Source organism: Streptomyces jeddahensis, assembly GCF_001642995.1.
Taxonomy (GTDB): Bacteria; Actinomycetota; Actinomycetes; order Streptomycetales; family Streptomycetaceae; genus Streptomyces; species Streptomyces jeddahensis.
Genome location: NZ_LOHS01000084.1, coordinates 163,182 through 185,515 on the forward strand (window position 1 = coordinate 163,182; position 22,334 = coordinate 185,515).

18 protein-coding genes are annotated in these 22,334 nt (G+C 70.9%); 4 read left to right on the forward strand and 14 right to left on the reverse strand.

The genetic code is table 11. From position 1 onward, the window contains the following. Positions 1–27 precede the first annotated feature (27 nt). From STSP_RS18195 to STSP_RS18210, 4 genes are read right to left on the reverse strand one after another with little or no spacing between them, the layout of a single operon-like run. Positions 28–2,007, reverse strand: coding sequence for a branched-chain amino acid ABC transporter permease (locus tag STSP_RS18195; protein ID WP_157902858.1), 1,980 nt, complete (start codon positions 2,005–2,007; stop codon positions 28–30). Next, positions 2,004–2,465 (reverse strand): hypothetical protein, encoded by a 462-nt coding sequence (locus STSP_RS18200; RefSeq protein ID WP_067278933.1) that lies wholly within the window; start codon positions 2,463–2,465, stop codon positions 2,004–2,006. Before STSP_RS18200 ends, STSP_RS18195 begins: the two co-directional genes overlap by 4 nt. Next, positions 2,462–2,941 carry a hypothetical protein gene (locus tag STSP_RS39660; RefSeq protein WP_198547376.1) on the reverse strand — a complete coding sequence of 160 codons (480 nt, stop codon included), beginning with the start codon at positions 2,939–2,941 and terminating at the stop codon, positions 2,462–2,464. The genes STSP_RS18200 and STSP_RS39660 overlap by 4 nt, the downstream gene beginning before the upstream one ends. Further along, positions 2,938–4,263: a hypothetical protein gene (locus STSP_RS18210; protein WP_067278939.1), complete on the reverse strand. Its 1,326-nt coding sequence runs from the start codon at positions 4,261–4,263 to the stop codon at positions 2,938–2,940. The genes STSP_RS39660 and STSP_RS18210 overlap by 4 nt, the downstream gene beginning before the upstream one ends. A gap of 437 nt (positions 4,264–4,700) precedes the next feature. Here STSP_RS18210 and STSP_RS18215 point away from each other — a divergent pair, with 437 nt between their 5' ends. After that, positions 4,701–5,567 carry an IclR family transcriptional regulator gene (locus STSP_RS18215; protein ID WP_078067285.1) on the forward strand — a complete coding sequence of 289 codons (867 nt, stop codon included), beginning with the start codon at positions 4,701–4,703 and terminating at the stop codon, positions 5,565–5,567. Between the two features lie 83 nt (positions 5,568–5,650). Here STSP_RS18215 and STSP_RS18220 read toward each other — a convergent pair whose 3' ends face one another. The 3 genes from STSP_RS18220 to STSP_RS18230 all read right to left on the reverse strand — a co-directional run bounded on the left by STSP_RS18220 (position 5,651) and on the right by STSP_RS18230 (position 9,868). Then, entirely contained in the window at positions 5,651–7,051 is a 1,401-nt protein-coding gene (locus STSP_RS18220; RefSeq protein WP_067279041.1) for a hypothetical protein, read from the reverse strand. A 70-nt stretch (positions 7,052–7,121) separates the two neighbouring features. Further along, entirely contained in the window at positions 7,122–9,503 is a 2,382-nt protein-coding gene (locus STSP_RS18225) for a bifunctional glycosyltransferase/CDP-glycerol:glycerophosphate glycerophosphotransferase (RefSeq protein WP_067278940.1), read from the reverse strand. 140 nt (positions 9,504–9,643) lie between these two features. Then, positions 9,644–9,868 carry a hypothetical protein gene (locus tag STSP_RS18230; RefSeq protein ID WP_067278943.1) on the reverse strand — a complete coding sequence of 75 codons (225 nt, stop codon included), beginning with the start codon at positions 9,866–9,868 and terminating at the stop codon, positions 9,644–9,646. A 194-nt stretch (positions 9,869–10,062) separates the two neighbouring features. Between STSP_RS18230 and STSP_RS18235 the strand changes: the two genes are divergently transcribed. Next, the gene (locus STSP_RS18235; RefSeq protein ID WP_067278945.1) at positions 10,063–10,896 is read left to right on the forward strand and encodes a COG4705 family protein; all 834 of its coding nucleotides are present in this window, start codon (positions 10,063–10,065) and stop codon (positions 10,894–10,896) included. A gap of 162 nt (positions 10,897–11,058) precedes the next feature. Here the strand turns inward: STSP_RS18235 and STSP_RS18240 are convergent, their stop codons facing one another. From STSP_RS18240 to STSP_RS18260, 5 genes are read right to left on the reverse strand one after another with little or no spacing between them, the layout of a single operon-like run. Further along, a complete protein-coding gene (locus STSP_RS18240) occupies positions 11,059–12,420 on the reverse strand; it encodes a sensor histidine kinase (RefSeq protein ID WP_067278946.1) in 1,362 nt (453 codons plus the stop codon). After that, complete coding sequence (locus STSP_RS18245) at positions 12,417–13,079, reverse strand: response regulator transcription factor (RefSeq protein WP_067278951.1); 663 nt, start codon at positions 13,077–13,079, stop codon at positions 12,417–12,419. The genes STSP_RS18240 and STSP_RS18245 overlap by 4 nt, the downstream gene beginning before the upstream one ends. Before the next feature lie 17 nt (positions 13,080–13,096). After that, positions 13,097–13,825, reverse strand: coding sequence for a phosphatase PAP2 family protein (locus STSP_RS18250; RefSeq protein WP_067278954.1), 729 nt, complete (start codon positions 13,823–13,825; stop codon positions 13,097–13,099). Beyond that, the gene (locus STSP_RS18255; protein WP_067278955.1) at positions 13,822–14,427 is read right to left on the reverse strand and encodes a phosphatase PAP2 family protein; all 606 of its coding nucleotides are present in this window, start codon (positions 14,425–14,427) and stop codon (positions 13,822–13,824) included. Before STSP_RS18255 ends, STSP_RS18250 begins: the two co-directional genes overlap by 4 nt. Beyond that, on the reverse strand, positions 14,424–15,110 hold the full coding sequence (locus STSP_RS18260) for a DedA family protein (protein ID WP_067278959.1): 687 nt from the start codon (positions 15,108–15,110) through the stop codon (positions 14,424–14,426). Before STSP_RS18260 ends, STSP_RS18255 begins: the two co-directional genes overlap by 4 nt. 117 nt (positions 15,111–15,227) lie before the next feature. On the opposite strand from STSP_RS18260, the gene STSP_RS18265 reads away from it, so the two are divergent. After that, positions 15,228–15,599 carry a BlaI/MecI/CopY family transcriptional regulator gene (locus tag STSP_RS18265; protein WP_067278962.1) on the forward strand — a complete coding sequence of 124 codons (372 nt, stop codon included), beginning with the start codon at positions 15,228–15,230 and terminating at the stop codon, positions 15,597–15,599. Next, a complete protein-coding gene (locus tag STSP_RS18270; RefSeq protein ID WP_067278964.1) occupies positions 15,596–16,525 on the forward strand; it encodes a M48 family metalloprotease in 930 nt (309 codons plus the stop codon). Before STSP_RS18265 ends, STSP_RS18270 begins: the two co-directional genes overlap by 4 nt. Positions 16,526–16,703: 178 nt before the next feature. Here STSP_RS18270 and STSP_RS18275 read toward each other — a convergent pair whose 3' ends face one another. Continuing rightward, positions 16,704–20,177 (reverse strand): S8/S53 family peptidase, encoded by a 3,474-nt coding sequence (locus STSP_RS18275; RefSeq protein WP_067279043.1) that lies wholly within the window; start codon positions 20,175–20,177, stop codon positions 16,704–16,706. After that, positions 20,177–22,282: a M14 family metallopeptidase gene (locus tag STSP_RS18280; protein WP_067278966.1), complete on the reverse strand. Its 2,106-nt coding sequence runs from the start codon at positions 22,280–22,282 to the stop codon at positions 20,177–20,179. The genes STSP_RS18275 and STSP_RS18280 overlap by 1 nt, the downstream gene beginning before the upstream one ends. Positions 22,283–22,334 lie beyond the last annotated feature (52 nt).

Genomic DNA, 22,334 nt, shown 5'->3' on the forward strand with positions numbered 1-22,334 from the left:
GCGAAGTCACCTCACCCTGCATATCGCTCATCGCGAAGCCCCCCTCGTCAGGCCCGCGCCCAGCCGGACCCGCGCCGGCCCTGGCTCGGCGCGGCGCGCGCCTGTGGCGGCGGCGACCCTGAGCCGCTGGGCGGCCGGACCTTCCGAGCCGAGGCGCTCGCCGGCCCGGGACGCCGCCGGGGTCGCGGTGCCCGCTTCTCCGCCGCGCCGCCCCGCCGCCTGCGCTTCGCGGATGGCCACGGCGAGCGCACCGAGCCCGAACAGCACCGGCTGCCACGCCACGACCGTCGCGTTGGTGATGTACGCCGGTACGACCACCAGCCCCACCGCTGCGGCCACCGGGGCCGCCGAGCGCAGGCCGGAGCAGAGCACCAGGATCGCCAGCCAGGTCAGCGAGGCGTACGACGTGAACGGCACGCTGGTCGCGGACTGCCCCTGGGAGGCGTGGAGGGCTCCGGCGATCCCGGCGATGAACGCCGAGATGGCGAAGACGGTGACCCTGGTGACGTTCACGCCGAGCCCGAGCGTGGACAGCGTGGTCGGCGAGTCGGCCATGGCGCGCAGCAGCCGCCCCAGCCGACTGCGGCCGATGGTCGCGGCCAGCAGTGATCCGGCGACGGCGGCGGCGAGCAGCACGTAGTAGAAGGCGGTGTCGCCGGCGAGCAGGGCGGGCCGAGTCGCGGGTAGCGTGCCGGTCGCCCCGAACATCCACGTCGAGCCGTAGACGACCTTCTCGAGCAGCAACCCGAGACCGAAGGTGGCCAGGGCCAGATACAGCCCGGAGAGCCGGATCGCGGGTACGGCCACCAGCACACCGACCGGCACCGCGACCGCGCCCGCCAGCACCACCGCGACCGCCCACGGCAGCCCAGCCCCGACCGCAAGGTGCGAGAAGGCCGAGGCGCCCACCGCGACCAGGGCGGCATGGGCCAGCGACACCTGGCCCGAGGTGCGTACCAGCAGGTGCAGCGAGGAGAAGACCAGCACGAACACCAACGCCGTCGAATACACCGGCAGTTTGGTGCCGGCCAGGAACGGGACCGCCACCGCCACCGCAACGGCGGCGACCGCCACCACACGCGCGGCGGTACGGGACATCAGCGGCGGCGACGGCGGCGCGGAGCGGTGTTCACCGACCTCCAGGAGCCTGCCGCGGCCCGCAAGCAGCAGCACGGCGAACAGGACCAGGAACGGCAGCGCCGGCGGCAGCCCGGACAGCACCTCCGACTGCGACACCACCTTGGTGGCGAGGGCGGCCAGCACCCCGATGAGCAGTCCGCCCGCGTACGTGAGCGGGAGGCTGGAGAAGAAACCCACCGCCGCGGCGCCGTAGGCCTGCACGACCAGCAGCGTCAACAGCAGGGCGTCAAGACCGATTTGAGGGGCCAGCAACACGCCGGAGACCGCGGCGAACCAGCATCCGATCAGCCAGGCCCAGGCCCGTACCGTGAACGCACTGGTGCCGCACAGCGCCAGCAGCGCCGGATCGTCCACGACGGCCCGCATCTTCACGCCCATGGGCGAGATCCGGAAGAACAGGAAGAACCCGAGCGCTCCCGCGGCGGCGACGGACGCGGAGATCAGCTGGTCGACACCCACGTTGATGCCGGCCAGCTCGACGGTGTCGGTGGGCAGGAAGGCGGGGAAGTCCAGGCCGGAGCCGCCGTAGTGGGCGACCAGGGCCATGGTGAGGGCGAGTTGCAGACCGACCGTCGCCACGATCTTCGTGGTCGGCGTGGAGCCCGCCAGGCCCCGGGTGACGCGTTCCATGACCAGCGCGATCACCGGCGGCACCACGACCACGGCGACGGCCAGCGCGACGGGCCGGGGCAGCCCGCGCACGACGTGCAGCTCGTAGTACGCGAACGCGGCCACCGCGGCGATCGCACCGTGCGCGAAATTGAAGATGCCGGAGGTCTTGTACGTCAGCACCAGGCCCATCGCAGCCAGCCCGTACACCGAGCCGGTGGTGATACCGATGACGACGAAGGACAGCACATCGTTCACGCCGCACACACCCCGCACGGCTCACCGTCGTCGAGACCGGCCGGCGTCACGTCCTTGCCGGCCACCAGCGGGCAGTCCGGATGGTGCACCCGCGTCATCCCGGCTGCCCGCACCAGCGGCAACGGGACGGTCGTGTCCGTCGGTCTGGTACACCGCGGTGGTCTCGCCGTACGCATCGGCTCCTGCGCATCCTCCTGCGGCGCGAGGGAGATCAGCGCGACACGGCGCTCGCCCACCGCACGACGCAGCCTCAGCAGCCACAGGCACAGGCCGCCCGCCTCGATGGCGAACCCGGCGGCCCCGGCGTTCAGCCAGGCCGCCTGCCGGGTCGCCGACACCGTTCCACTGACGCCGAACCAGGCACCCGCGATCACGGCGAGCCCGATCAGGGTGGTGGCGCAGACCGTCAGGGCGTCGCCGTCGCGCCACGGTTCGGTGCGGCGGTCCGTGGCGTTCACCGCGTGTCCTCGGCTGAGGGAGCGGGCTTGGGTGCGGTCGCGGGCACGGCACCGGCAGGGGCAGCGGTCGCGATGGCGGTGCGGCCGTGCTCGGCGGGTGCGGGTGCGGGTGCTGCGTAGGCTGCGGGAACAGGGGTACCAGCGGGAGCCCCGGTGGGCCCGAAAGCCCCGGGAGCTCCAGAGGCCCCGACGACCCGCCCGGCCTCGAACGTACCGAGCCCGTCCGCAGCGCGGAGCGCCTGCTCGATGCGGTCGAGTTTGCGCCACTCGTCACGCAGGTCGGCCGACAGCCACAGGGCGGTCGAGACGCCGAGCAGGAACAGCCCGCCGAAGCCGGCGCTGGCCAGATAGGGCAGTTGCTCGGCCGGGTACGGCGTGCCGCTCACCCCGTGCCAGCCGACGATCAGCGCTACGGCACCGCCCACACCGGTCGCCGCCGCGGTCAGCCGATCCCACTGGCTGCGTACTCGGGTCATGAGGTCCATCGAGTCTTCACTCCCAACAGGCGCAGCAGGTTTCCGAAGGCGAACGTGGCCGCGGCGCCGAACGCGAGCACGAGGAAGACGCCGGTCACCCCCATGTCGGCCGGGTTTCCGGCCAGACGCCATGCCGTCCGCGCATCGGGTGCGGGGGAGGCCTCGTCGGCGGCTTGGTCCGGCGGTGCGTCGGATCCCGTCGCCGGCTCTTCCTCCGGCGCGGGCGCCGAGTCGGCGGGCGCGTCATCGCCGCTCGTGGGCGGAGGTACCGCTGCGGGCGGCAGCGGCATCTCCACGTCGCCCGGCGGTGATTCGACCCGGTCGGCGGCGGCGAACGCCCGGCCGAAGACGTAGTGCAGCGTGTAGACAGCCCCCGACTGAGGGTCCTTCTGCCGGGCGAGGACCTCGAGGCCGGCCGAGATCACGCCGTGTTCCGTGCGTTCCTCGCTGAGGTAGCGCACCCGTACTCCGGCAGCCGCGAGAGCCTCGGCCGGATCGGCCGGATCGGCCGGATCGCCGGGATCGGCCGGATTGCCCGCGTCAGGCAGGGGCACCGCCTGACCCGCCGCCCGTATCCCCTTCCGGGTGATCTCCACGACCTGCCCTGCGACTTCCGTGCGGCCGATGGTCAGCCGCGCATCGCGCACCAGCTTGCCGTCCGCGTCGACCGTGGCCGTAGCGGCGCTGAGGACCCGGCCGAGCCGCAGCACGCCGTTGACGGTGATCGGCTGGGTGTCCGCGGTGGCCGAGGCCTTGCCCACCCGCTTGGCCGGATCGACGTCGGCCTGAGCGAGCGCGGTGGTGGACGCCGAAGCGGCGTCCTGCCCCAGGCGTGTCTGCGCCTTCGCCCGCGTGGAGTTCTTCGTGCTGTGCGAGGTGAGAGTGAGGCCCTGCTGCCCGGCGTCGGACTTCTCCTCGGACGGGTACCGGGAGGACGCGTACGCCGGGTATCCGGGGAACTTCTGACCGGTCTGGCTGCCGAGCAGTGCGGGCGCGGAGACGATCGTCTCGCCGGGATACGGGTTGCCGGCGAACCCGGACGACTCCCCGACACCGGAGTTGACGCAGGCCTGTGCGGCTGGGATCGCCGCGCCCGACGGGGCCTGCAGCGCCGTGTTGTCGCTGGCGCTCACCATCACCTGCAGGCCCTGCGCGCTCGCCACCACCGGGCAGTCCGACTCGCCTGACTCGGCCGGCTCCGCCGCCGTGGCCGCTCCGGGCAGGCACGTCAGCAGGGCGGCCGTGCCCATCCCGGCGAACGCGGAGGCACGCGAGGAGAAGGAACGGGCCGGCTTCTTGACCGGCTTCTTGGACAGGGACATGGACATGCTCCACCCCGGGATCGACGACGTCATCGAGGACGTCGTTCAGACGGTGACGCGACCTTGGGGGGAGGCATGTCCCACCCTCGTCTGACGCATCGTCAGACGGAAGCCCGGATCCCGGTGAATCCCGGTGAGCGGTCTCCCCGTTCCCACTCACCGGGACACGCTCTGGACGCCGAACCGACCAGGGCCGGCGCAGAGCGGCTTCGGGTCGCGACGCAAGGTCGCCGGACGCAAGGTCGCCGGGGCGCGGTTATGCGCGGTTACCTCTGGTATTGCTACGAATCGTGAGGCCTCTGACGCGTGACAGCGTCTGCCACTTCAGCCCGGGAGGGCCGCCGGGCTGTCCTGGCTCTTCCCCTCTCGGCCGAAGCCTGACATACCGGCAGACAGGCGCAGGGTTCTCGGCGTCAGTGACCAGGCGGAGGTGGAACATGACGTCCCCGTTGATCGTCGATGACCACGTGGGGACCTCTCTCCCCGGGCAGGACGGCCGCGCGTCGGCGGCGGCCGACACCGCGCAGGCCCGGCACCGTTCCTCGCCGCCGAACTCCATGATCGAGCGGATGACGCTCATACTCGACGCGTTCGATCCGGGCACGCCCACGCTGTCCCTGCTGGAGCTGGCGGAGCGCACCGGCCTGCCGCGCTCCACCGTCCACCGCATACTCGACCAGATGATCCGGCTGCGCTGGCTCGCGCACTCCGCCGGTGGCTACCGTCTCGGCATGCGCCCGCTGGAACTCGGCGGGCTCGCGGCGGATCACAGCGAGGTCCGGGACGTCGTCAACCCACTGCTGTACGAGCTGTGCCAGAGAACGGGCTTCGTCAGCCACCTCGCCGTGCTGGACGGACGCGATGTCGTCTACCTGGACAAGGTGGGCGGGCGGTTCGCCGCCAACCTGCCCACCCGGCTCGGAGGCCGCCTGCCCGCGCACACCACTGCGGTGGGCAAGGCCATCCTCGCGTCGCTGGACCCGGCCCACGTCGATGCCACCTACCGCTCGTACCGGGGGCGGCTTCCGGTCAGAACCACGCACACGATCCGCACCATCGCGGACCTGCTGCGCGAGCTGGAACAGGTCCGGCTGCGGCACGGAGTCGCCCTGGACAACGAGGAGTCCATGACCGGCATCTCCTGCGTCGCGGCCCCGCTGCGCGGCCGCGGCCCGGCCACCGCGGCGCTCTCCCTCTGCGGCGACACACGGGCGATGGACCCACGACGGCTGGCGCCGATGGTGCTGGAGGTCGCCCGGGAGGCGGGCCACCTTCTGTTCCCTTGCCGGCGCCGATGGCAGTAACTGCCTGACGATGCCGCGACGGCTCGGGAGCCTACGGCGAGGCGGTTCCCCCGGGCCATGGTCCACACGGGCGGAGTCCCGGATCAGCGGCGTGGCAGGAAGACCGACCAGGTGGTGCCGGCAAGGCGATGGGGCGTCCAGCTGTGGGCGTAGTGCGGGCGAGGGCTGCTGCGGCGGGTGAGGAGGCCGGCGGGGATCCGGGTGCGTGTCTGCGGTGAGCTGCAGCCGGCGTCGTATGCAGGGGCCAGTGCGAAGGTGCCCGCGACCACGCAGGGCGGGCGTATACCGAGACCACTCAGGTCGTGACCCACCGTCTGGTAGAGGGTGGCGGTCTTCGCGGTCTGCGTGGTGGCGCGCTGTAGGACGAGGCCCTGGCCGGTGAGGTGCAGGGCGACGGCGGTGGCGAGGAGGCCGCCGGCCAGGGCAGGGGTGCGGGACGTGCGCACTGCCTGGCATGCGAGCTCGGCCAGGGGCAGCGACAGCAGGGCGTAGGCGGGGAGGAGGAAGCGGGGTGCGGAGTAGGTGATGAGGAAGAGGTAGGGGAAGGCGGTGGCTGCCGCGCAGGCGATGGGCACGGCGGCGGGTTCGATGCGCCCGCGACGTGCGGCGGCGGCCAGCGCGGTGGCGGCGAGCAACGGCAATGCGAGCCACCAGAGGGTGAGTTCAGGGTGGACCAGGTGGGCGTGGCAGGGGCGGCACAGCTGCGGGCCGTCCAGGCTGCGCCACGCGTTGGCAAGGTTGAGGTGCAGGCCGAGGCCGCCCTCGTTGACGGACGACTGCTGCAGCCGTGCGCTGACGCCGCCGAAGCGTACGTAGGCCTCGACGATCCACTCCGCGGCGCCCGCCGCCAGGCCGCCGACGATCCACGGCAGCATCGGCCGCCGACGGCGTACCAGCGCGGCGGTGGCCAGCAGTGGCAGGGCCAGCCAGAGGCCATCGGAGAAGCGGAAGAGCGTAGCGGCAGCAAGGCAGCCGGCCAGCCATCCGCGGGCCCGGCGCTCGACGGGGGCGCGCAGGAACCATCCAGCGGCGGCGACCGCACTCAGTGCCACCCAGAGGTTGGGCATGGCCTGCGTGCCGTTCGCCAGGGTCACCCACAGCCCGGCGAACAGCAGCGCGGCGAGCGCCGTGGCGCGCCGTCCTGGCAGCGGCTCCCAGATGCGGAAAGCCGCCCAGAGCCCGGTCGAGGAGAACAGGGCCAGCGCCACCCGCAGCGCGGTGACGGAGCCGGTGAACGCGACGACCGGGGCGACCAGGAGGCTGGTGCCGCGGGAGCGGGGGGCACTGAAGTAGGCGGCGGGGTGGCGGGGATCAACCTGCGAGACGTAGACGGTCTCGTCCCAGCCGAGGGCGTGTCCCAGGCGCGGGATGACGAACAGCAGCTGCACGGCGAAATAGCCGGCCGCGACCAGGATCAGCCAGGGAACACGGTGAGCGGTCCGGCCCCGCGTCGGTTGGAACGCGGGGACAGCGAGGGCGGTCATGGTGTCGTAGTCCTGCACGTGAGGCGCTTGCGGATATCACGGACGCGAAAGGATGCTCGGCGGCGGCCGGTCAGGGCTGGGGCACCATCCGCCTGTCGGCATCCTCGCCGTGCGGGCTCGTTTCCCCACGGTGCAGCCCGGCGGCTGCGGGCCGCGGGGAGGTGTGCTCGCGATGCGGGCCGGCTGCGCCGGTCACGGCCGGACGTGCGGCCGTGACCGGCTGGGGTGCGGGCATCGGAAGGCGGGCACCGCCTGCGGGCGGTGTGATCTCCTGCCCGAGCAGCACGCGGCGTACCACCCGCTCGGAGGCGTGCCCGTCGTCGTAGGCGCAAAAGCGCCGGCGGAACGCGGCGCGCAGCGCGGTGGTCTGCTCGGTGTCCCAGTCGCCGTCACGCAACAGCGCGACCAGTTCCTCCTCGGTGGTGACGACGGCGCCCGGCGTATCACCCTCCTTGCCGGAGAGCAGGTCGAACGTGACGCCGCGGGACCTGACGTAGGTCTCCCAGTCGGCGGCGTAGATGATGATGGGCCGGTCCAGGCAGGCGAAGTCGAACTGGATCGAGGAGTAGTCGGTGATCAGGGCGTCTGCGGCGAGGCAGAGTTCCTCCACGCTTGGGTGGCGGGAGACGTCCAGCAGCAGTCCCTGCTGCTGGAGCTCGGCCAGCCGGGGGTCCTGCGCGTAGGAGTAGTGCGTGCGGACCATCAGCAGGAAGTCTGGGCCCAGGGCGCGGGCGACGTTCGCCAGGTCCATGGCGGGCGCATAGCCGGCCTGGTAGTCGCGCAGGGTGGGGGCATAGAGCAGCGCCGTCCGGCCGGGGGCGATACCGAGCCGCTCTCGAGCCCTGGCGACATCGTGCGCGGTGGAGGTGTAGTACACGTCGTTGCGCGGATAGCCGTAGTCGAGGGATGTGAAGCCGCACGGATAGACGCGTTCCCAGTGCTCGGTGGAGAGTTGGTTGGACGACAGGCTGTAGTCCCAGCGGTCGGCGCGCTGCAGAAGCCGGCGAAAGCTCATCCCCTTGGCGGCCGCCGGGAAACGCTGCTGGTCCACACCCATGCGCTTCAGCGGCGTGCCGTGATGCGTCATCAGGTGTATCTGTCCTGGCCGCTTCGCGACGGAATCGGGGAAGTTGACGTTGTTGACGCAGAACTTGGCCCGGGCCATCACCCGCCAGTAGCGGCGGCTGCCCAGAACGACATGATCCATGCCCTCAGGCACATCCCCCACCGCATCCGGCCTGACCACCCACACACCGTGCACCTCGGGCGCAAGTTCCTGCGCCGCACGGTAGACAGCCAGCGGATTACAGGCCGGTCCGCGGCTCCAGTAGGCCGAATAGACGGCCAGCTGCTCGTCGATCGGGAGCTGCCGCTGTATCCAGTAGTGAGCCGCCTGCAGGCGCCTGGCCACGGCACGTCTGTTCTTCCTGATCGCCTTCCTGGCCGATACCCGGGTGAAGTTGACCGTCTTGGCACACCGGAAAGCGGTGTATGACCCCAGATGCAGCGCCCTGAACTTCGCGCCGAGCAGGCCCGACGGCACCCGGAAGCCGGCCGGTACATGCGCCTTGTACATCGCTGAAGCCCGGCTGAAGAACTCCCTGCGGTCCGCGGGCACGACCCGGGAGGTACGGGCCAGAGTGAACAGGAAGTGACTGGCCATCCGCTGGAAAAGGACCGGCCGCAATGCGTCCAGTTCACGATGGGCGTCCAGGAAGTCGAACAGCCGCTGATACTGCTGGAAGATGGTGAAATGCTCACGGCCTGGCGTCTTCATCGAGTTGCCCTGCCTGCGCTGCCGGTACTCCACACACACTCGGTCCAGACAGGCCCCGGTATCGGCCGTGAGCATCGCCAGATACACCACCAGCGCATCCTCATACAGCCCGTCGGTGAACGTCAGATCGCTGCTGATGAAGAACTCTCGCCGAAACAGCCGGTTCCACACCACCGCGAACAAGTGGAACAGGTCGGGGCGCTCGGCGGGACGGAAAATCTCATCCCCGGTTTGCTCCAGCAGATGCGAGGTCGCACTCGGCTGGGCCATGTCCCACCAATACGTACGCACATGGTCGAAGAACAGCAGGTCGGGGTCGCGTGACTCCACCAGGCGCTGCTGCATGGAATGCAACGCATGCGCGGTCAGGGTGTCATCGCTGTCCAGGAACAGGAGATAGTCGCCCCTGGCCAGCTTGACGCCCACATTACGGGCGTTGCCGATACCGCCGTTACGTTCCAGATGTACGGGCATCACCCGAGAATCACGGGCCGCATACTCGTCCAGGATCGCACCGCAGGCATCCGGTGAGCAGTCGTTGACAGCGATGACCTCGAAGTCCGTGAAGCCTTGCCCCAGTACCGAATCGAGGCACTCGCGCAAATAACCCTGCACCTTGTAGACAGGTATCACAATGCTGAACCGCGGCTTGCTCGAGGCGCTGTTCCAGACCATGCGTCGTCTTCTCCAAATGTGATGAGGTAACTCTCGCCGTCAGCGGTCCAATAGCCGACAGGGCAGGTGGTGCAGGTGGTGCCCTAGCGTGGGCAGGTCATCCGGGCGCTGGGACGGGGCGTCCTGGTGCCGGGAGCGGTTCACTCGAAATAGCCGCGCAGCATCTCGCGAAGCGAGGTCACGTCGCTGTCTTCGGCGAAGTCCAGGACACAGCAACCCGCGTCCTCGCCTCCACCCACGTCCATGTCGTCGCCCTCGTTCTCGGGCAGCGTGTCGGTGAGATCACTCAAAGCGTCGTCGGAGCCTTCCCGGACTCCGTACGTCCCGCTGCCGGATGCCCTGGACAGCCAACGGAGCGCGCTCATATCAGCTCTCTCTCGCCCCCGCCCTTGCCGCAGCCCCGCCAGCCGGGGTGCGCCACACACGATGGCCCAACCGGGTAAAGCACCGCGATGACAGAGGTAAGAGCCGAGTGTGACTCCACGCGGTGCGGTCGGCCACAGCCACCGAGCCCTGTGGTCAGGATCTGTTCAGGCAACGGCTGGCACCGTCGGGTCTCATGACATCTGAGACTTCTGAGACGTCCGCGGCCTACAGCCGCGTCGGTGCCGCACCAGGCCACCGCCTTCGGTGGAACAAGGTTCCCGAAGTCACCGTGTACTTCTGGGTGATCAAGGTGCTGTGCACGACGGTCGGCGAGACCGCGGCCGATCTCCTGAACGAGAAGCTGGGACTGGGCCTGACGGGCGTGTCGCTGCTGATGAGCGTGCTGCTGGTCGCGGTGCTCATTGCCCAGTTCCGGACGACCGCCTACCGCGCCGGCGTCTACTGGCTCGCCGTCGCCCTGATCAGCGTCGTCGGCACCCTGATCAGCGACAATCTCACCGACAACCTGGGCGTACCACTGGAGACGAGTACGACGGTGTTCGCGGTCGTCCTCGCGGTGGTGTTCGTCGTCTGGTATAGCCGTGAGCGGACCCTGTCCATCCACAGCATCGACACCCTGCCCCGCGAGACCTTCTACTGGCTCGCGGTCCTGTTCACCTTCGCGCTGGGCACCGCAGCCGGTGACCTGGTCGCCGAGCGCATGGCACTCGGATACTGGGTGTCCGCAGTCCTCTTCGCTCTCGCGATCGCCGCGGTCGCGGTGGGGCACTTCGCGCTCGGCCTGGACGCGGTGTGGAGCTTCTGGATCGCGTACGTCCTCACCCGGCCGCTCGGCGCGTCGGTGGGCGACTACCTGTCCCAGCCGACCGCGGACGGCGGCCTCGGCCTGGGCACCGTGGTCACCAGCGTGCTGTTCCTGGTGGTCATTCTTGGGCTGGTCGTGTTCCTGACGGTGACGCGAAAGGACGTCGGCGAGCCCGGGCGGGTCACGCGGGAGGCAGCGTGACCACGAACCGTGCACCAGCGGTGCGCCGTTGGCCGTAGCGCACGTCATGGCCGAAGGAGTGGGAGCGAGCCGCGGCCTCGCCTGGACGAGGCCGCGGCCCGCTCCGCGGTACGCGGCCCGGCCTTCTGCGACAGCTCCGGACTCGGTACACGCCTGCGGCGTTCACCCCGCAGGCAGGCTCACCGCGAACCCCGCCCCGGGCGTGTGCTGGGGGTCGTAGTTGACCTCCCCGCCGGCGGATCGGGCCAGGCGTCGCGCGAGCGGTAGCCCCAGGCCCGCTCCGCCGTGCCCGTCCCCGGGAGCGGTACGCCGGCCCGGGTGGAAGAGCTGGCCGGCGAACGAGGGCGGTACGCCGGGGCCGTCGTCGGTGACGTCGATGCGTACGCCGTCCGGCTGTCGGCCTGCCAGGACGGTGACGCGTGAGCGCGCGTACCGCACGGCGTTCTCGAGGAGAGGGCTGATGATGCGTTCGAGGAGCGCGGGTGGTACTCCGGCCTCCAGATGCGGTTCCGTCCCGCTGATGAGTACCTTCACGTGGCCCGGGAGATCGAGGTGTTCGGTGAGCCGGCGCAGCGTGGGCAGAACCTCGGCCGTGCCGGGCACGGCGGACGCACTGTCGCGGGCGTCGTCCAGCAGGGTGTCGCAGATCGTGCGCATGCACTGGGCGGCGTCCGCTATCGCCGCGTGGGTTGTCTGGGTGTCGGCTTCGGAGCGCGGGCGAGCTCGCCACCAGTCGAGCTCGGCGATGATCCGGCTGAGCGGGGTGCGCAGTTCGTGCGACAGCTCCCTGGTGAGCTGCTGCTCGTGGCGCAGCACCGCGCGTATGCGGTCCAGGAGCGCGTCCAACGACGCACCCAGCCGAGCGAGTTCCGTGGGCCGTTCCCCGCGGCCGAAACGCTCGGTGGAGGCGACGGCGCTCCACTGGGTGGCCTGGTCGGTCATGGTGCGTACGGGACGCAACGCACGGCCCACCGCGAGACGCGTGAGCGCGTAGGTGCAGGCGAGCATGACGGCGTCGAGTGTGAGGGACGCCAGGAGCATGGTGTCGGCGGAGCTGCGATAGGGGGACAGGTCCAGGGCGGCGACGACCGTCGCGTCGCTCGTTCCGCCGCTCACGGGCTGTGAGCACAGCCGGACGGGGGCGCGGCTGTCGAGGGTGGCGCAGTGCGGCCCGCCGCGTGCGGCGAGCCTGCCGGCGGCGCGCGTGACGGGGCTGCTGGCGGGGGCGGACGGCGGCCGTTCGAGCAGGCGCGTACCTGCGTAGATCCACACGTTGGTGTCGAGGAGAGCGTCGTTCGACGTCTCCAGGACCCGCACTCCGTGGGGGCCGGTGTCGACGGTGGTGGCGACGGCGGCGGCCCGGGTGCGCAGTTCGTCGTCCGCCTGGTGCTGAAGATGCTGACGGACCACGGCGTTGAACACGACGGTGAGGATGACCATCAGGAACGCGGCGGTGGTGAGTGCCACCAGGGAGAGCCGGCCGCGCAGCGTGCGGGGCGTGAGACGGGATACGAACACGATCATGACAGGCGGTGGCCGATTCCACGCGCAGTGGTGACGGTCAGCTCACTGCCGCTGTCGCGGAGCTTACGGCGCAGCCGGGTCAGATACTGGTCGAGGGTGTTGTCGCTGACCTGGGCGCCCTCGGGCCAGGCCGCTCTGATCAGCTCGCGGCGGCGCACGATGTTCCCGGACGCGGCCATGAGCGCGGCCAGGAGGCGGAACTCCGTCGGGGTGAGGGCGACCTCGGCGCCACGGACGGTGAAGCTGTGGCGGACGGCGTCCAGCACCAGGTCTCCGGTCGCGGTGGCCGGATGAGGGCCGGAGCGTTTGAGTGCGGCCCGCAGCCGGGCGGCGAGTTCGGCCAGGTGGAAGGGCTTTGGCAGGTAGTCGTCTCCGCCGGCGGAGAACCCGCTGAGTCGGTCCGTGAGCCGGTGGTGAGCCGTCAGGAAGATGACGGGGGAGGGGAAGCCGTTTGCTCGCATCGCCTGGCAGACGTCCCGTCCGTCCGCATCGGGCAGCCCGACATCGAGTACGACGGCGACGACGTCGTCACAGGCCAGGCGCAGGGCGGTCGCACCGTCCCGCGCGGGCACGGTCTCGAAGCCTTCGTCGCGCAGGCCGCGCAGCAGTACGTCACGCAGGGCGTGATCGTCCTCGACGACCAGGATCTTGTGGCGCATGCGTCCTCCGCGTGTTCTTATGTCCGGTCTTTGGCAGCGGCTTGCTCGCGTGTCCCCTTCGCCGCAACGGCTGGCTCCCGGGTCATTCCGGCGGTGCCGACGACGAAGTGCTCCGGCAGCCACCTGGCCGCGGCGCCGAGGCACAGCCCCAGCCAGCCGACGGCGAACAGCCAGCCGCCCATGACGTCGGTGAACCAGTGCACCCCGAGATAGACGCGGGTGAGTCCGACCAGCGCGCCCCAGCAGCCGATGACGAAGGTGAGCACCGTTCTGCCGCGAGGAGCGCGCACGACCACCGCGATGACGAGCATTCCGGCGGTGACGACCGCGGTGGTGGCGTGGCCGGAGGGGAACGACCAGCCCGATGCGTGCGACGCCCAGTCCGCCTGAGGCGGGCGGGGCCGGGTGATCAGATGCATCACGGTGTACCGGGCGGCCTGCCCGGCCCCGAGGCACGCGACGCAGAGGGCCACCGCGAGCAGACGGTGCCGCACGGTGCGCCCGAGAAGAATTCCCGCCAGCACGGCCAGCGTATAGGGGACGACACCAGTGCCGGTGGCGGTGAGACCACGGGCCAGGGCCACCACGACGTCCGGGCGGTGCGCGAGGGACCATGAGTGGAGGTCATCGTCCGTGAACAGTGTGTCTCCGTTGGCGCCGACCACGACGATGGCCAGTACGCCGAACGCGGCCAGCGCGCCGAGGCCCGTGCAGACGGCCGTGTCGGCGACGTCCCTGCGGATCATGGCGCCACCAGCAGCGGCCTCAGCCGCGTCGCGGTGAGCCGTCGCGCCAGGGCGTCGGGACGGCTGCGCACTCCCGCCGTCAGGAGCAGCGCGACCAGGGCACCGACCGCGGCACCGGCCACGACGTCGTGGGGGTAGTGCGCGCCGACCCACACCCGGGCGGCGGCCATCGCGCAGGCGGCCACCACCGCGACCGCACCGAGGCGGCGGGAGACGAAGAGGAGTGCGACGGCGGCCGCGGCGGCGATGGCCGCATGGTTGCTGGGAAACGACCAGTCGCCCGGTGCCGGACACGCCTCCAGCGTCGTCACACGCAGGCTCTGACAGGGACGGTCCTCTCGCACCACCAGCTTGAGCGCGTCGTTCACCGCGTACGCCACGACGACCGTCACCGGCGCGGCCATCGCGACCACCGCCGCCGAGGCGCTCACGCGCCGCGCCCGCCACCAGCCCACGACCATGAGCACGGCGAACAGAGCCAGCCCGTACGTGGACCAGGCAGACACGAGGCTGTCCAGCCAGGCGGGGGAGCGGCGGGCGAGGTCCACCACCCCTGTGTAGGCGGAGCCGTCGATCGCGGACCCGTCGAAGGCGAGCATCATCCCGCGCTTCCCTTCTCCTCGGCTGTCTCATGGCGGGAGCGGTACAACTCGGCGGCGAGGGGAACCAACGACAGGGTGACGATCACCGCGACCATCGGGAGCAGATAGCGGTCCACGTTCGGGACGGACGAACCGAGGAAGTATCCGGCGAGGGTGAGGCCCAGGCTCCAGGCCAGTCCGCCGATCACCTGCCACACGGTGAACGTGCCTACGGGCACCCGCAGTGCGCCTGCCATGGGGTTCAGCACCGTGCGCACCACCGGCACGAACCGGGCCAGCACGACCGCCTTTGCGTATCCGTACCGCTCCAGCAACTCCTCGGCGCGCCGAGCTCCCGCATGCAGGCGGGCCGAGCGACTGCGGGCGATCAGCGTTCCTCCCGCCTTCCGCCCGATCAGATAGCCGCACTGCGAGCCGGCCAGCGCCCCCGCGGCAGCGACGAGCAAGAGGGGCATCAGCGACGGCCGCAGGCCGCCGTGAGCCGACCCGCTGCTCAGCAGGCCCGCCGTGAAAAGCAGAGAATCACCGGGCAGGAAGAAGCCGATCAACAGCCCCGTCTCGGCGAACAGCACCGCGCCGACACCCAGCACGCCGAAAGCGGACAGCAGGGACGGTGCGCTGAGGACATTCACCGCCAGTTGTGACAGTGCCGGTTGTGATGCTGTGAACAAGGGTGCGGCCATCGTCGCGAGCCCTCTCATACTTGACGGGCGGGAGCACGTGGACACGGCACCCGATCGACTACAATCCTGTAGACGGTCTACTGCACTGTAGACGATGACGTGGTGAGGATCGTTCCCATGACCGACGCGAAGGACGAACGCCGACCGGCGGGCGAGCTCGAAGCCACCGTCATGGCCGCCCTGTGGGCCGCCGGCAGACCGCGCACACCCGCGCAGGTACAGGCCGACCTCGCCTCGGACCTCGCCCGCACCACCGTTACGACCATCCTGTCCCGCCTGTACGAGAAGGGCATCGTCGACCGTCACCGGCAGGGGCGCGGCTATGCGTACTTCCCCGTCCAGGACGCCCCCGGCCTCACCGCCCGCCGCATGCACAGCGAGCTCGACCGGGACGCCGACCGCGAGACGGTCCTGGCCCGCTTCGTCGCGCAGCTCAGCTCCGACGACGAGCGGCTCCTGCGGGAGCTCCTGGAATCGGGTGAGCAATGACCGCTCTGCTGCTGGTGCCCTTGCTCCTGCCCTTCGCGGTGCAGCCGCTGGCCGGGCGCGCGCTCGACCGCCTCGGTCCCGTCGCCGCGCTGTGGGCACTGACCCTCACCGCGATCGTGCTGGCCGGAGCCTCCGTGTCCGCGCTCGGGGCGCTGGTCCTGACGGGCTTGCTGAAGCTGCCCCTCTTTGCCGCGCTCGGCGAGCTCGTCCGGCCCCTGCCTACGCCGTCGGACCTCCTCGTCCTGCCCGCGGCCGCGGCGGCCACCGGCGTACTCACCGTCAGCGTCCTGACGATTCTGCGATCGGCCCTGCGTCAGCTCCGTGCCTTCCGCTCGGCCCGCGTGCAGGCCGAGCGCAGTCCCACCGCAGGAGACCTGTGCGTCATCGACTCGCCCCATCCGGATGCGTACGCCCTGCCGGGCCGGCCGAACCGCATCGTCGTCACCACAGCGATGCTCCGGACGCTCGGCCCGGCTGAGAGAGAGGCGCTGTTCGCCCATGAACGCGCCCACAACGCCGGCAGCCACCACCGCTTCCTCGTCGCCGCAGAACTGGCGGCACACTGCCACCCCGGCCTGCGTCGTGTCCGCGGCGCCATCCAGCTCGCCGCGGAAAGAGCCGCTGACGAGGCCGCTGCCGCCGCCGTCGGCGATCGGCGCCTGACCGCGCGTGCCATCGCCCGCGCCGCTCTCGCGGCCCAGGCCTCGCGCTCCACCCGGCCCGACTTCGCCTCCGCGGCGACCACCGGCCCGGTCCCTCAGCGGGTCGCGGCCCTCCTCGCGTCGCCGGAGGCCCGTCCGCGCACCGCCTCCTGGATCGCCCTGCTCCTCGCCGCCTGCACGGCCGTCTCGGCCTGCGCCGCGGTGACCGGCGTGATCACCTTCCACCACGAAGTCGAGGTCGCCCAGGGCGAGGCACCACGCTGACCGCCCCGAGCGCCAAGCGAAAGGGCGGCCCAAAGCGGCCCCAGCCGCGTCGGTGAGGCGGCTCTTCAAGCAGCGCCTGAAACGGAGGTGCGACGGGACGTCTGGCTGTCCCGTCGCCCCTCCGATCACCGCCTCCGCCTCCGACTGCCGTGCTCAACAGCGGTTGAGGACCGGCCGATCAGCGGAACCGGGCCCGCACCGTGTCCCGTGCCGTCTCGGTGCCGCCTTCCACGAGCCGTACCACGATCGTCCGGTGGCCGTTGCCGTACGAGGACGTGGTCAGCGGGAACGACCATGCGCCCAGGCCGGCGGCGCGACGCCAGGCCTCCCCATCCACGGGAGCGTTGCGGCTGACGACCTGCCATTCGACGTGGGCGTCCGGCGTGACGCGGAACGTCGTCTTGGCGACGTCCGAGGGCGTCCCGTCCCGGACCGCGCGTGCGTACAGCACGTGCTCGCCCACGTCGAGCCGGCCCGCCTCGGCCCGCCAGGTGCCGGTGGCCTCGTCGAGCCTCGCGGAGACGGGTGAGGCGAAGGTCTCGTCGTCCACCGACAGTTGCACCCGCCGGGTCTCCGGCCGGCCGCCGACGCCTTCCGGGTCGGTGCCGAGGTCGGGGAAGGCGTACCGGCCGCCCGCGATGACGGTCTCGCCCTCGGCGACCTGGGCGCCGTCCGACGGAGCAGCGATCGTGACGCCGAACTCAAGGCCGCTCGGGGGCAGTGGCGCCGGGTCGATCGACAGCTGCGTGGCGTGGCCGTCCTCGTAGCCCACGATGGCCAACGCGGTGGTGTCGGAGAGCAGTTGTACGGTCAGCTGCTCTCCGGTGAAGGCGTGCCGGTCGGTGTCGAACTCGATGGTGAACCTGGTCCAGGCGCCCGTGACCGGCTGTGCCGCGGCCTTGGCGCGACCGATCTCCCGGTCGGTGGCGAGGAGGACGACGGTGGGGCCCACCAGTGCCGCCGGGGCGCGGGTACGCACGTACAGTTCGGCCCGTACCTGCGATCCCGCGGCGAGTGGCGCGTCCAGGGTGTCGGTCGCGGGGTGGGCGGCGGTGGGCAGATACGGCGCCGCGGACGACAGGGTGTCGCCGACGGCGCAGCCGTCCGCGTCGTCGTCGCGGTCGGTGCGGTCCATCGTCCGTTCACCCGCACAGTCCGGGCCCTGGTGCAGGTAGTAGCGATACGCCTGTGCGGAGTGCGGGCCTTGGGCCTGCCCGCCCTCGTCCTTCTGTGCGCCGTTCTGCGCCTCCAGCGTTCTGCGCAGCACGGCGAGCGAGCCGTCGAGTGTCGCCACGTCGTCCAGACCGGCCGACAGCCCGGTGGGCAGCGATGCCTGGTCCTCCGTGCCGTCGCCGTCCCGGTCGTAGCCGCCCCAGATCGTGTCCCTGATGGCACGGTCGGCGGCGAAGAAGTCGTCCTCGACGGGCCGTTCGGGCAGCAGCGCCCGGCCGAGCAGCACGTCCACGGCCCGTCGTGCCGTCTCCGGTGTCGCGGCTCCGTAGCCCTCGAAGAGGACGTTGCCGGCCGAGTACGGCGAGGCGAGCGGCCAACTGGCGGAGGGCAGGTCGTCCTCGCCGAGCGGGAAGGCGTTCTTCAGGACCGCCTCACGCAGTTCGCCCCGCGTGAGCCTGCCGTCGTCCAGGTACACGCTCTCGGGCAGCGCCGTGCCTTCGGCGACCACCTGGCCGCTCTTCTGACCTGCCCTAGCGTCACCGATCGTGTCGCGGACCCGTTGCAGCGTCGTGCCGAAGACACCTGCCGTGTACGGGGTGGCGGCGGAGGTGCCGCTGAACTGGTCCTGGCACAGTACGCCGGTGTGGCAGGGGGACGGCAGGCTGCCGATGCCCCACGACGACAGATGCACGGGGATTCCGTCGCCGACGACGGCGCGCTGGTCGTCGCGGCGCAGCGCTCCGACGGTGATGTTCCAGTCGGGTCCCGTCTGGTCGGAGTGCCAGGTGCTGACCGGTACGTCGAAGGCGTTGCCGACGCCGTTGCCGGCGGCGAACAGCACGGTCTGGCCGCGTTCGGCGGCGTCCTTGGTCACCTCCTCGCCGCTGAGCACAGGGCCCACCGGGGCGCCTCCGATGTAGCCGAAGGAGTGCGACGTGATGTCGACCCAGGGGTACTTGGTGGCGACCGTCTCGTCGAGTCCTTCGACCATGACGAGCAGGCAACTCGGGCAGTAGCCGTAGCGGTTCCCGGCCGCGACGGAGGCGGAGCCGGTGCCGTGCCCGTTGTCGTCGAGGACCGGATGATCACCGTCCATGCTCGACGAGTACGCGCCGATGATCTTGGTGCCGGGGATCCAGTGCAGCGTGCCGCCGGGCACCCGCCCGCTCCTCCACAAGTCCTTGTCCTCCTCCGGCAGATAGCCCTTGCCGAGGGTCACCGGGAGGGCGGGCGCGGAGGCGGGATAGCCGGGGATGTACTCCGACGGGTGGCGGGTGAAGTTCCTCGTCAGCGCCAGGACGTCCGGATCCGGATAGGTGCGGGCCGAGAACTCCAGGTGGTACGGGTTGATGCCGGTGTCGGCGATGCCGATGACCGTGACCGGCGGCCCGGCAGCGAGCCGGTCCGCGCTGCCCACCAGCACGGAGGTGGTCTCGCGGCGTTCCAGACCGTTCGCGTCGGTCGCCTTGAGGGTGACCAGGTGCCTGCCCTCGGGCAGCTCGGGTGTGGCCGTCGTGCCCGTACCGTCGTCGAACCGCCCATCGGCGTCGAGGTCCCAGGCCGCTTCGACGGGCCCGGTGCCTCCGGAGACCGTGCCGCTGAGCCGCTGCTCGGCGCCGGTCTCGAACTCGTACGGTCCTCCTGCGTCCACCACCGGCCGCGGGTCGGCGGGGCGCTGGCTGGCGACGACCCGGGCCGTCACCTCGTCGGTCACTGTGGCCCACTTGACGGCGACGACCTTCCAGGTGCCCGCGCGCGGGGAGGAGACCGAGGTCCGCTCCGGGTGGTCGGCCGACTCGGACCGCGCCACGATCTCGCCCGATGGATCGGTGACCCGCAGATCGTAGTCCTGGGCGGTCGTCGTCCACGACAACGTGACGTCGAGGGAAGCGACGCCGGACGGGACGTCGAAGGGGAACTCCACGGCCTGGCCGGTGGGGAAGACGCCCGGCGTCGGGTCCGCCTTGGTCTCGTTGAGCAGTTCGTCGGTGGTCTCCTGGACCACGACGACCTTGACGGTGTCGCTCGCCGTGCCGCCCGCGGCGTCGGTGACGGTGAGCCGCACCTCGTACGTGCCTGCGTCGAGCCCGGTGGTGTCGAAGGAGGTGCTCGCCGAGTCCGCGCCGGTGATGGTGCCGCGCTCTGCGGTCCAGGCCCAGGTGTACGGCGCGGTGCCGCCGTAGGCGCTGCCGAGCAGCACGGCCTTCTGACCCACGGCCACGAAGGAGCTGTCGCCCGCGTCGGCGTGCAACGGGGCGGGGGCGGGCGCTGCGCCCGGGGATCCTGTGCGTGCTGTGCCTGTCACGTCGACCGGGCCGCTGACCGGCTGCGGCACCGCGCCGTCGACGACCTCCTGGCCGTCGACCGTGGTGACGGCGACATCGGATCCGTCCGCCGCGGCGGCCGCGGCAGGAAGCAGTGACGCGGCCAGCACCAGCGAGGCGGTGGCGGCGAGGCGTCTCAACCATGCGCGCGCCATCAGCTCGTGCCCCACTTCTTCGCGCAGGTCTTCAGATCCGCCTTGACCCGCTGTCCGCGGTCGACGACGACCGGCACCTGCTCGAGGACCTTTCCGTCCTTCTCGCAGGACAGCGTCCAGTTCTCGATGACGCCGCCCACCTCGTCCGCGGTCGCGTCGTAGAGCGATGCCGTGAGGGTCCAGGAGGGCGCGACGGAGGCCCAGTTCTCCACCCGCAGCACGTACGTGCCCTGCTCCGGGTCGTCGCGGAGGACCCGTTCCTTCTCCCCGACGGAGCCGGTGGAACTGCCGACCTGGCTGAGGCTGCCGTCGGCGTTCTTGCGGAACACGTAGAGGTCGAGGTCGTCCGGGGTAGCCCAGTCGAGTTTCACTTCGAGGACGTCGGCTGCCCGGTCGACGGTGAACTCCTGATCCGAGGGCTGCGTCGGAGTGGTCGTGCCCGTGTACGTCTGCCGCTTCAGGGGCTCGGAGGAGATGACCTCGATCTGGCGGGCCTTGACGACCGGCCGGGTCGAGGGGTTCACGTGCCACGTGTAGCTGCCGCCCTCGCCGACAGTCATGGTGGTGTCGAGGGTGTCCTTGATCGTGCCCGACCAGGTGGGCGTGGCGAAGGTCTTCTTCAGCCGCAGCGTGGCCCCTTCGGGAGCCTTGCCGCTGATCACGGAGTGGGACTCGGGATCGACTGCGCTTTCCAGCGCGAGCAGGAACGCCTCGCGGTTGCCCTTCCCGGCGTACTGGCCGGAGCCGAGGTACTCGTCGACGACCTCCGGGAACGGCGGATGGAACTCGTCGGGCCCGATCTCGAAGGTGTAGCCGAAGCCGCCCGTCGCGTTGTACGACCAGTCCTCGGTGGTGCCGGTGGTGTCGTACAGCTCCCAACTGTGCTGGCTCGTATAGCCGTTCTGCTGAGCCATGCGATCGCCGAGCTCCTTCAGCGCGGCCTCGTCCGGCGGGTTGCCGACGGGCAGTCCGTCGGGGCCGACCGTGTCGGGCGCGACGCCGTTCGGGCGCAGCACCAGGTTGGAGAAGGTGTGGTTGGTGATCAGGCCGGTGACCTGGCGGGTGCTGATCAGCTCGCGGATGTTCTGCGTCTCGGGCTCGGAGAACGGTGCGGGGCCGCGGTAGGTGGCGTCGGCGGGCTCAGCGGCGGCGCCCGGACCGCCCCAGAAGCCGCCGTAGTTGCGGTTGAGGTCGATGCCGGCGCCGAAGCCGCCGGGGCTGCTCGCGAGGGCGCATTCGTTCGCCAGCGGAGTGAGGCCGTCGACGATCCGGCAGTTCTTGCGCTTGTACGCGTTGCCGGGCGTGGCCAGGATCGAGCCGGTGCCACCGCCGTCGATCGCGCGCAGGTCGATCAACTGGCCGTCGTTGACGGACTTCTCGAAGCCGTCGACGTTGACCACGGGCACAACCAGAACGCGGGCCTTCTTCAGCAGGGCGGTGATGCGCTCATCGGTGCCGTAGTTCTCGACCAGGTCGTAGGCGAACTCGATGGCGTGCTCGCCGGAGGGCCACTCGCGCGCGTGGTGCAGGCCCATCATGAGGAAGACGGGACGGCCGTCCTCGGCGGCCGTCACGTCGTGCGCTATCTCCACCCCGTACACCGGCTTGCCCTCGAGGCTCCTGTGGTTGAGGGCGAACTTCTTCACCAGACCAGGACGCAGCGACGCCAGTCGGTCCAGGTCGTCGTTGTAGTCGGAGAGCCGGCGGTAGCTGTCGCGTCCTGACGGGAGCGGTGAGGTCGCGGTGGCGGCGGCATAGGCGCGGTTCGCGGCGTTGACCTCGGACTCCCGCTCGACGAGGTCGGGTATGCGGACCTCCCAGCTGAGACCCGCCATCTGCAGCGCGATGGCGTCGGCCGGGCGGTGCAGGACGACTTCGGTGAAGTCGTGTCCGGCGTGCTCGGTGAGGTCCAGGCCGAGGGCTGCGAGCTTTTCCTTGGCGGCGCGGCTGGGGGTGTCGACCGTCACGAGCTGGGGCCGGAAATCGTCCGCCGCCTTGGCGGACGGCGCCGTGGCGATCGGCAGCAGCAGTCCGCTCGCCGCGGCGGTGACCACGGCGCAGGCGATGGCCATGCGTCTGCCAGGTCGTCGAAGTGAAATCACCACATGAACTCCTGTCGAAAGGAGCTCCGCCCGGTGAAGGGGGCATGCCCGTGGC

What these genes read in the sequence shown, in the direction of transcription:
- STSP_RS39660 (WP_198547376.1), bottom strand. Translation starts at nt 2,941, where the DNA reads ATGACCCGAGTACGCAGCCAGTGGGATCGGCTGACCGCGGCGGCGACC.
- STSP_RS18215 (WP_078067285.1), top strand. Translation starts at nt 4,701, where the DNA reads ATGACGTCCCCGTTGATCGTCGATGACCACGTGGGGACCTCTCTCCCC.
- STSP_RS18245 (WP_067278951.1), bottom strand. Translation starts at nt 13,079, where the DNA reads ATGCGCCACAAGATCCTGGTCGTCGAGGACGATCACGCCCTGCGTGAC.
- STSP_RS18275 (WP_067279043.1), bottom strand. Translation starts at nt 20,177, where the DNA reads ATGGCGCGCGCATGGTTGAGACGCCTCGCCGCCACCGCCTCGCTGGTG.
- STSP_RS18250 (WP_067278954.1), bottom strand. Translation starts at nt 13,825, where the DNA reads ATGATCCGCAGGGACGTCGCCGACACGGCCGTCTGCACGGGCCTCGGC.
- STSP_RS18270 (WP_067278964.1), top strand. Translation starts at nt 15,596, where the DNA reads ATGACCGCTCTGCTGCTGGTGCCCTTGCTCCTGCCCTTCGCGGTGCAG.
- STSP_RS18210 (WP_067278939.1), bottom strand. Translation starts at nt 4,263, where the DNA reads ATGTCCCTGTCCAAGAAGCCGGTCAAGAAGCCGGCCCGTTCCTTCTCC.
- STSP_RS18225 (WP_067278940.1), bottom strand. Translation starts at nt 9,503, where the DNA reads ATGGTCTGGAACAGCGCCTCGAGCAAGCCGCGGTTCAGCATTGTGATA.
- STSP_RS18235 (WP_067278945.1), top strand. Translation starts at nt 10,063, where the DNA reads ATGACATCTGAGACTTCTGAGACGTCCGCGGCCTACAGCCGCGTCGGT.
- STSP_RS18240 (WP_067278946.1), bottom strand. Translation starts at nt 12,420, where the DNA reads ATGATCGTGTTCGTATCCCGTCTCACGCCCCGCACGCTGCGCGGCCGG.
- STSP_RS18265 (WP_067278962.1), top strand. Translation starts at nt 15,228, where the DNA reads ATGACCGACGCGAAGGACGAACGCCGACCGGCGGGCGAGCTCGAAGCC.
- STSP_RS18220 (WP_067279041.1), bottom strand. Translation starts at nt 7,051, where the DNA reads ATGACCGCCCTCGCTGTCCCCGCGTTCCAACCGACGCGGGGCCGGACC.
- STSP_RS18260 (WP_067278959.1), bottom strand. Translation starts at nt 15,110, where the DNA reads ATGGCCGCACCCTTGTTCACAGCATCACAACCGGCACTGTCACAACTG.
- STSP_RS18255 (WP_067278955.1), bottom strand. Translation starts at nt 14,427, where the DNA reads ATGATGCTCGCCTTCGACGGGTCCGCGATCGACGGCTCCGCCTACACA.
- STSP_RS18230 (WP_067278943.1), bottom strand. Translation starts at nt 9,868, where the DNA reads ATGAGCGCGCTCCGTTGGCTGTCCAGGGCATCCGGCAGCGGGACGTAC.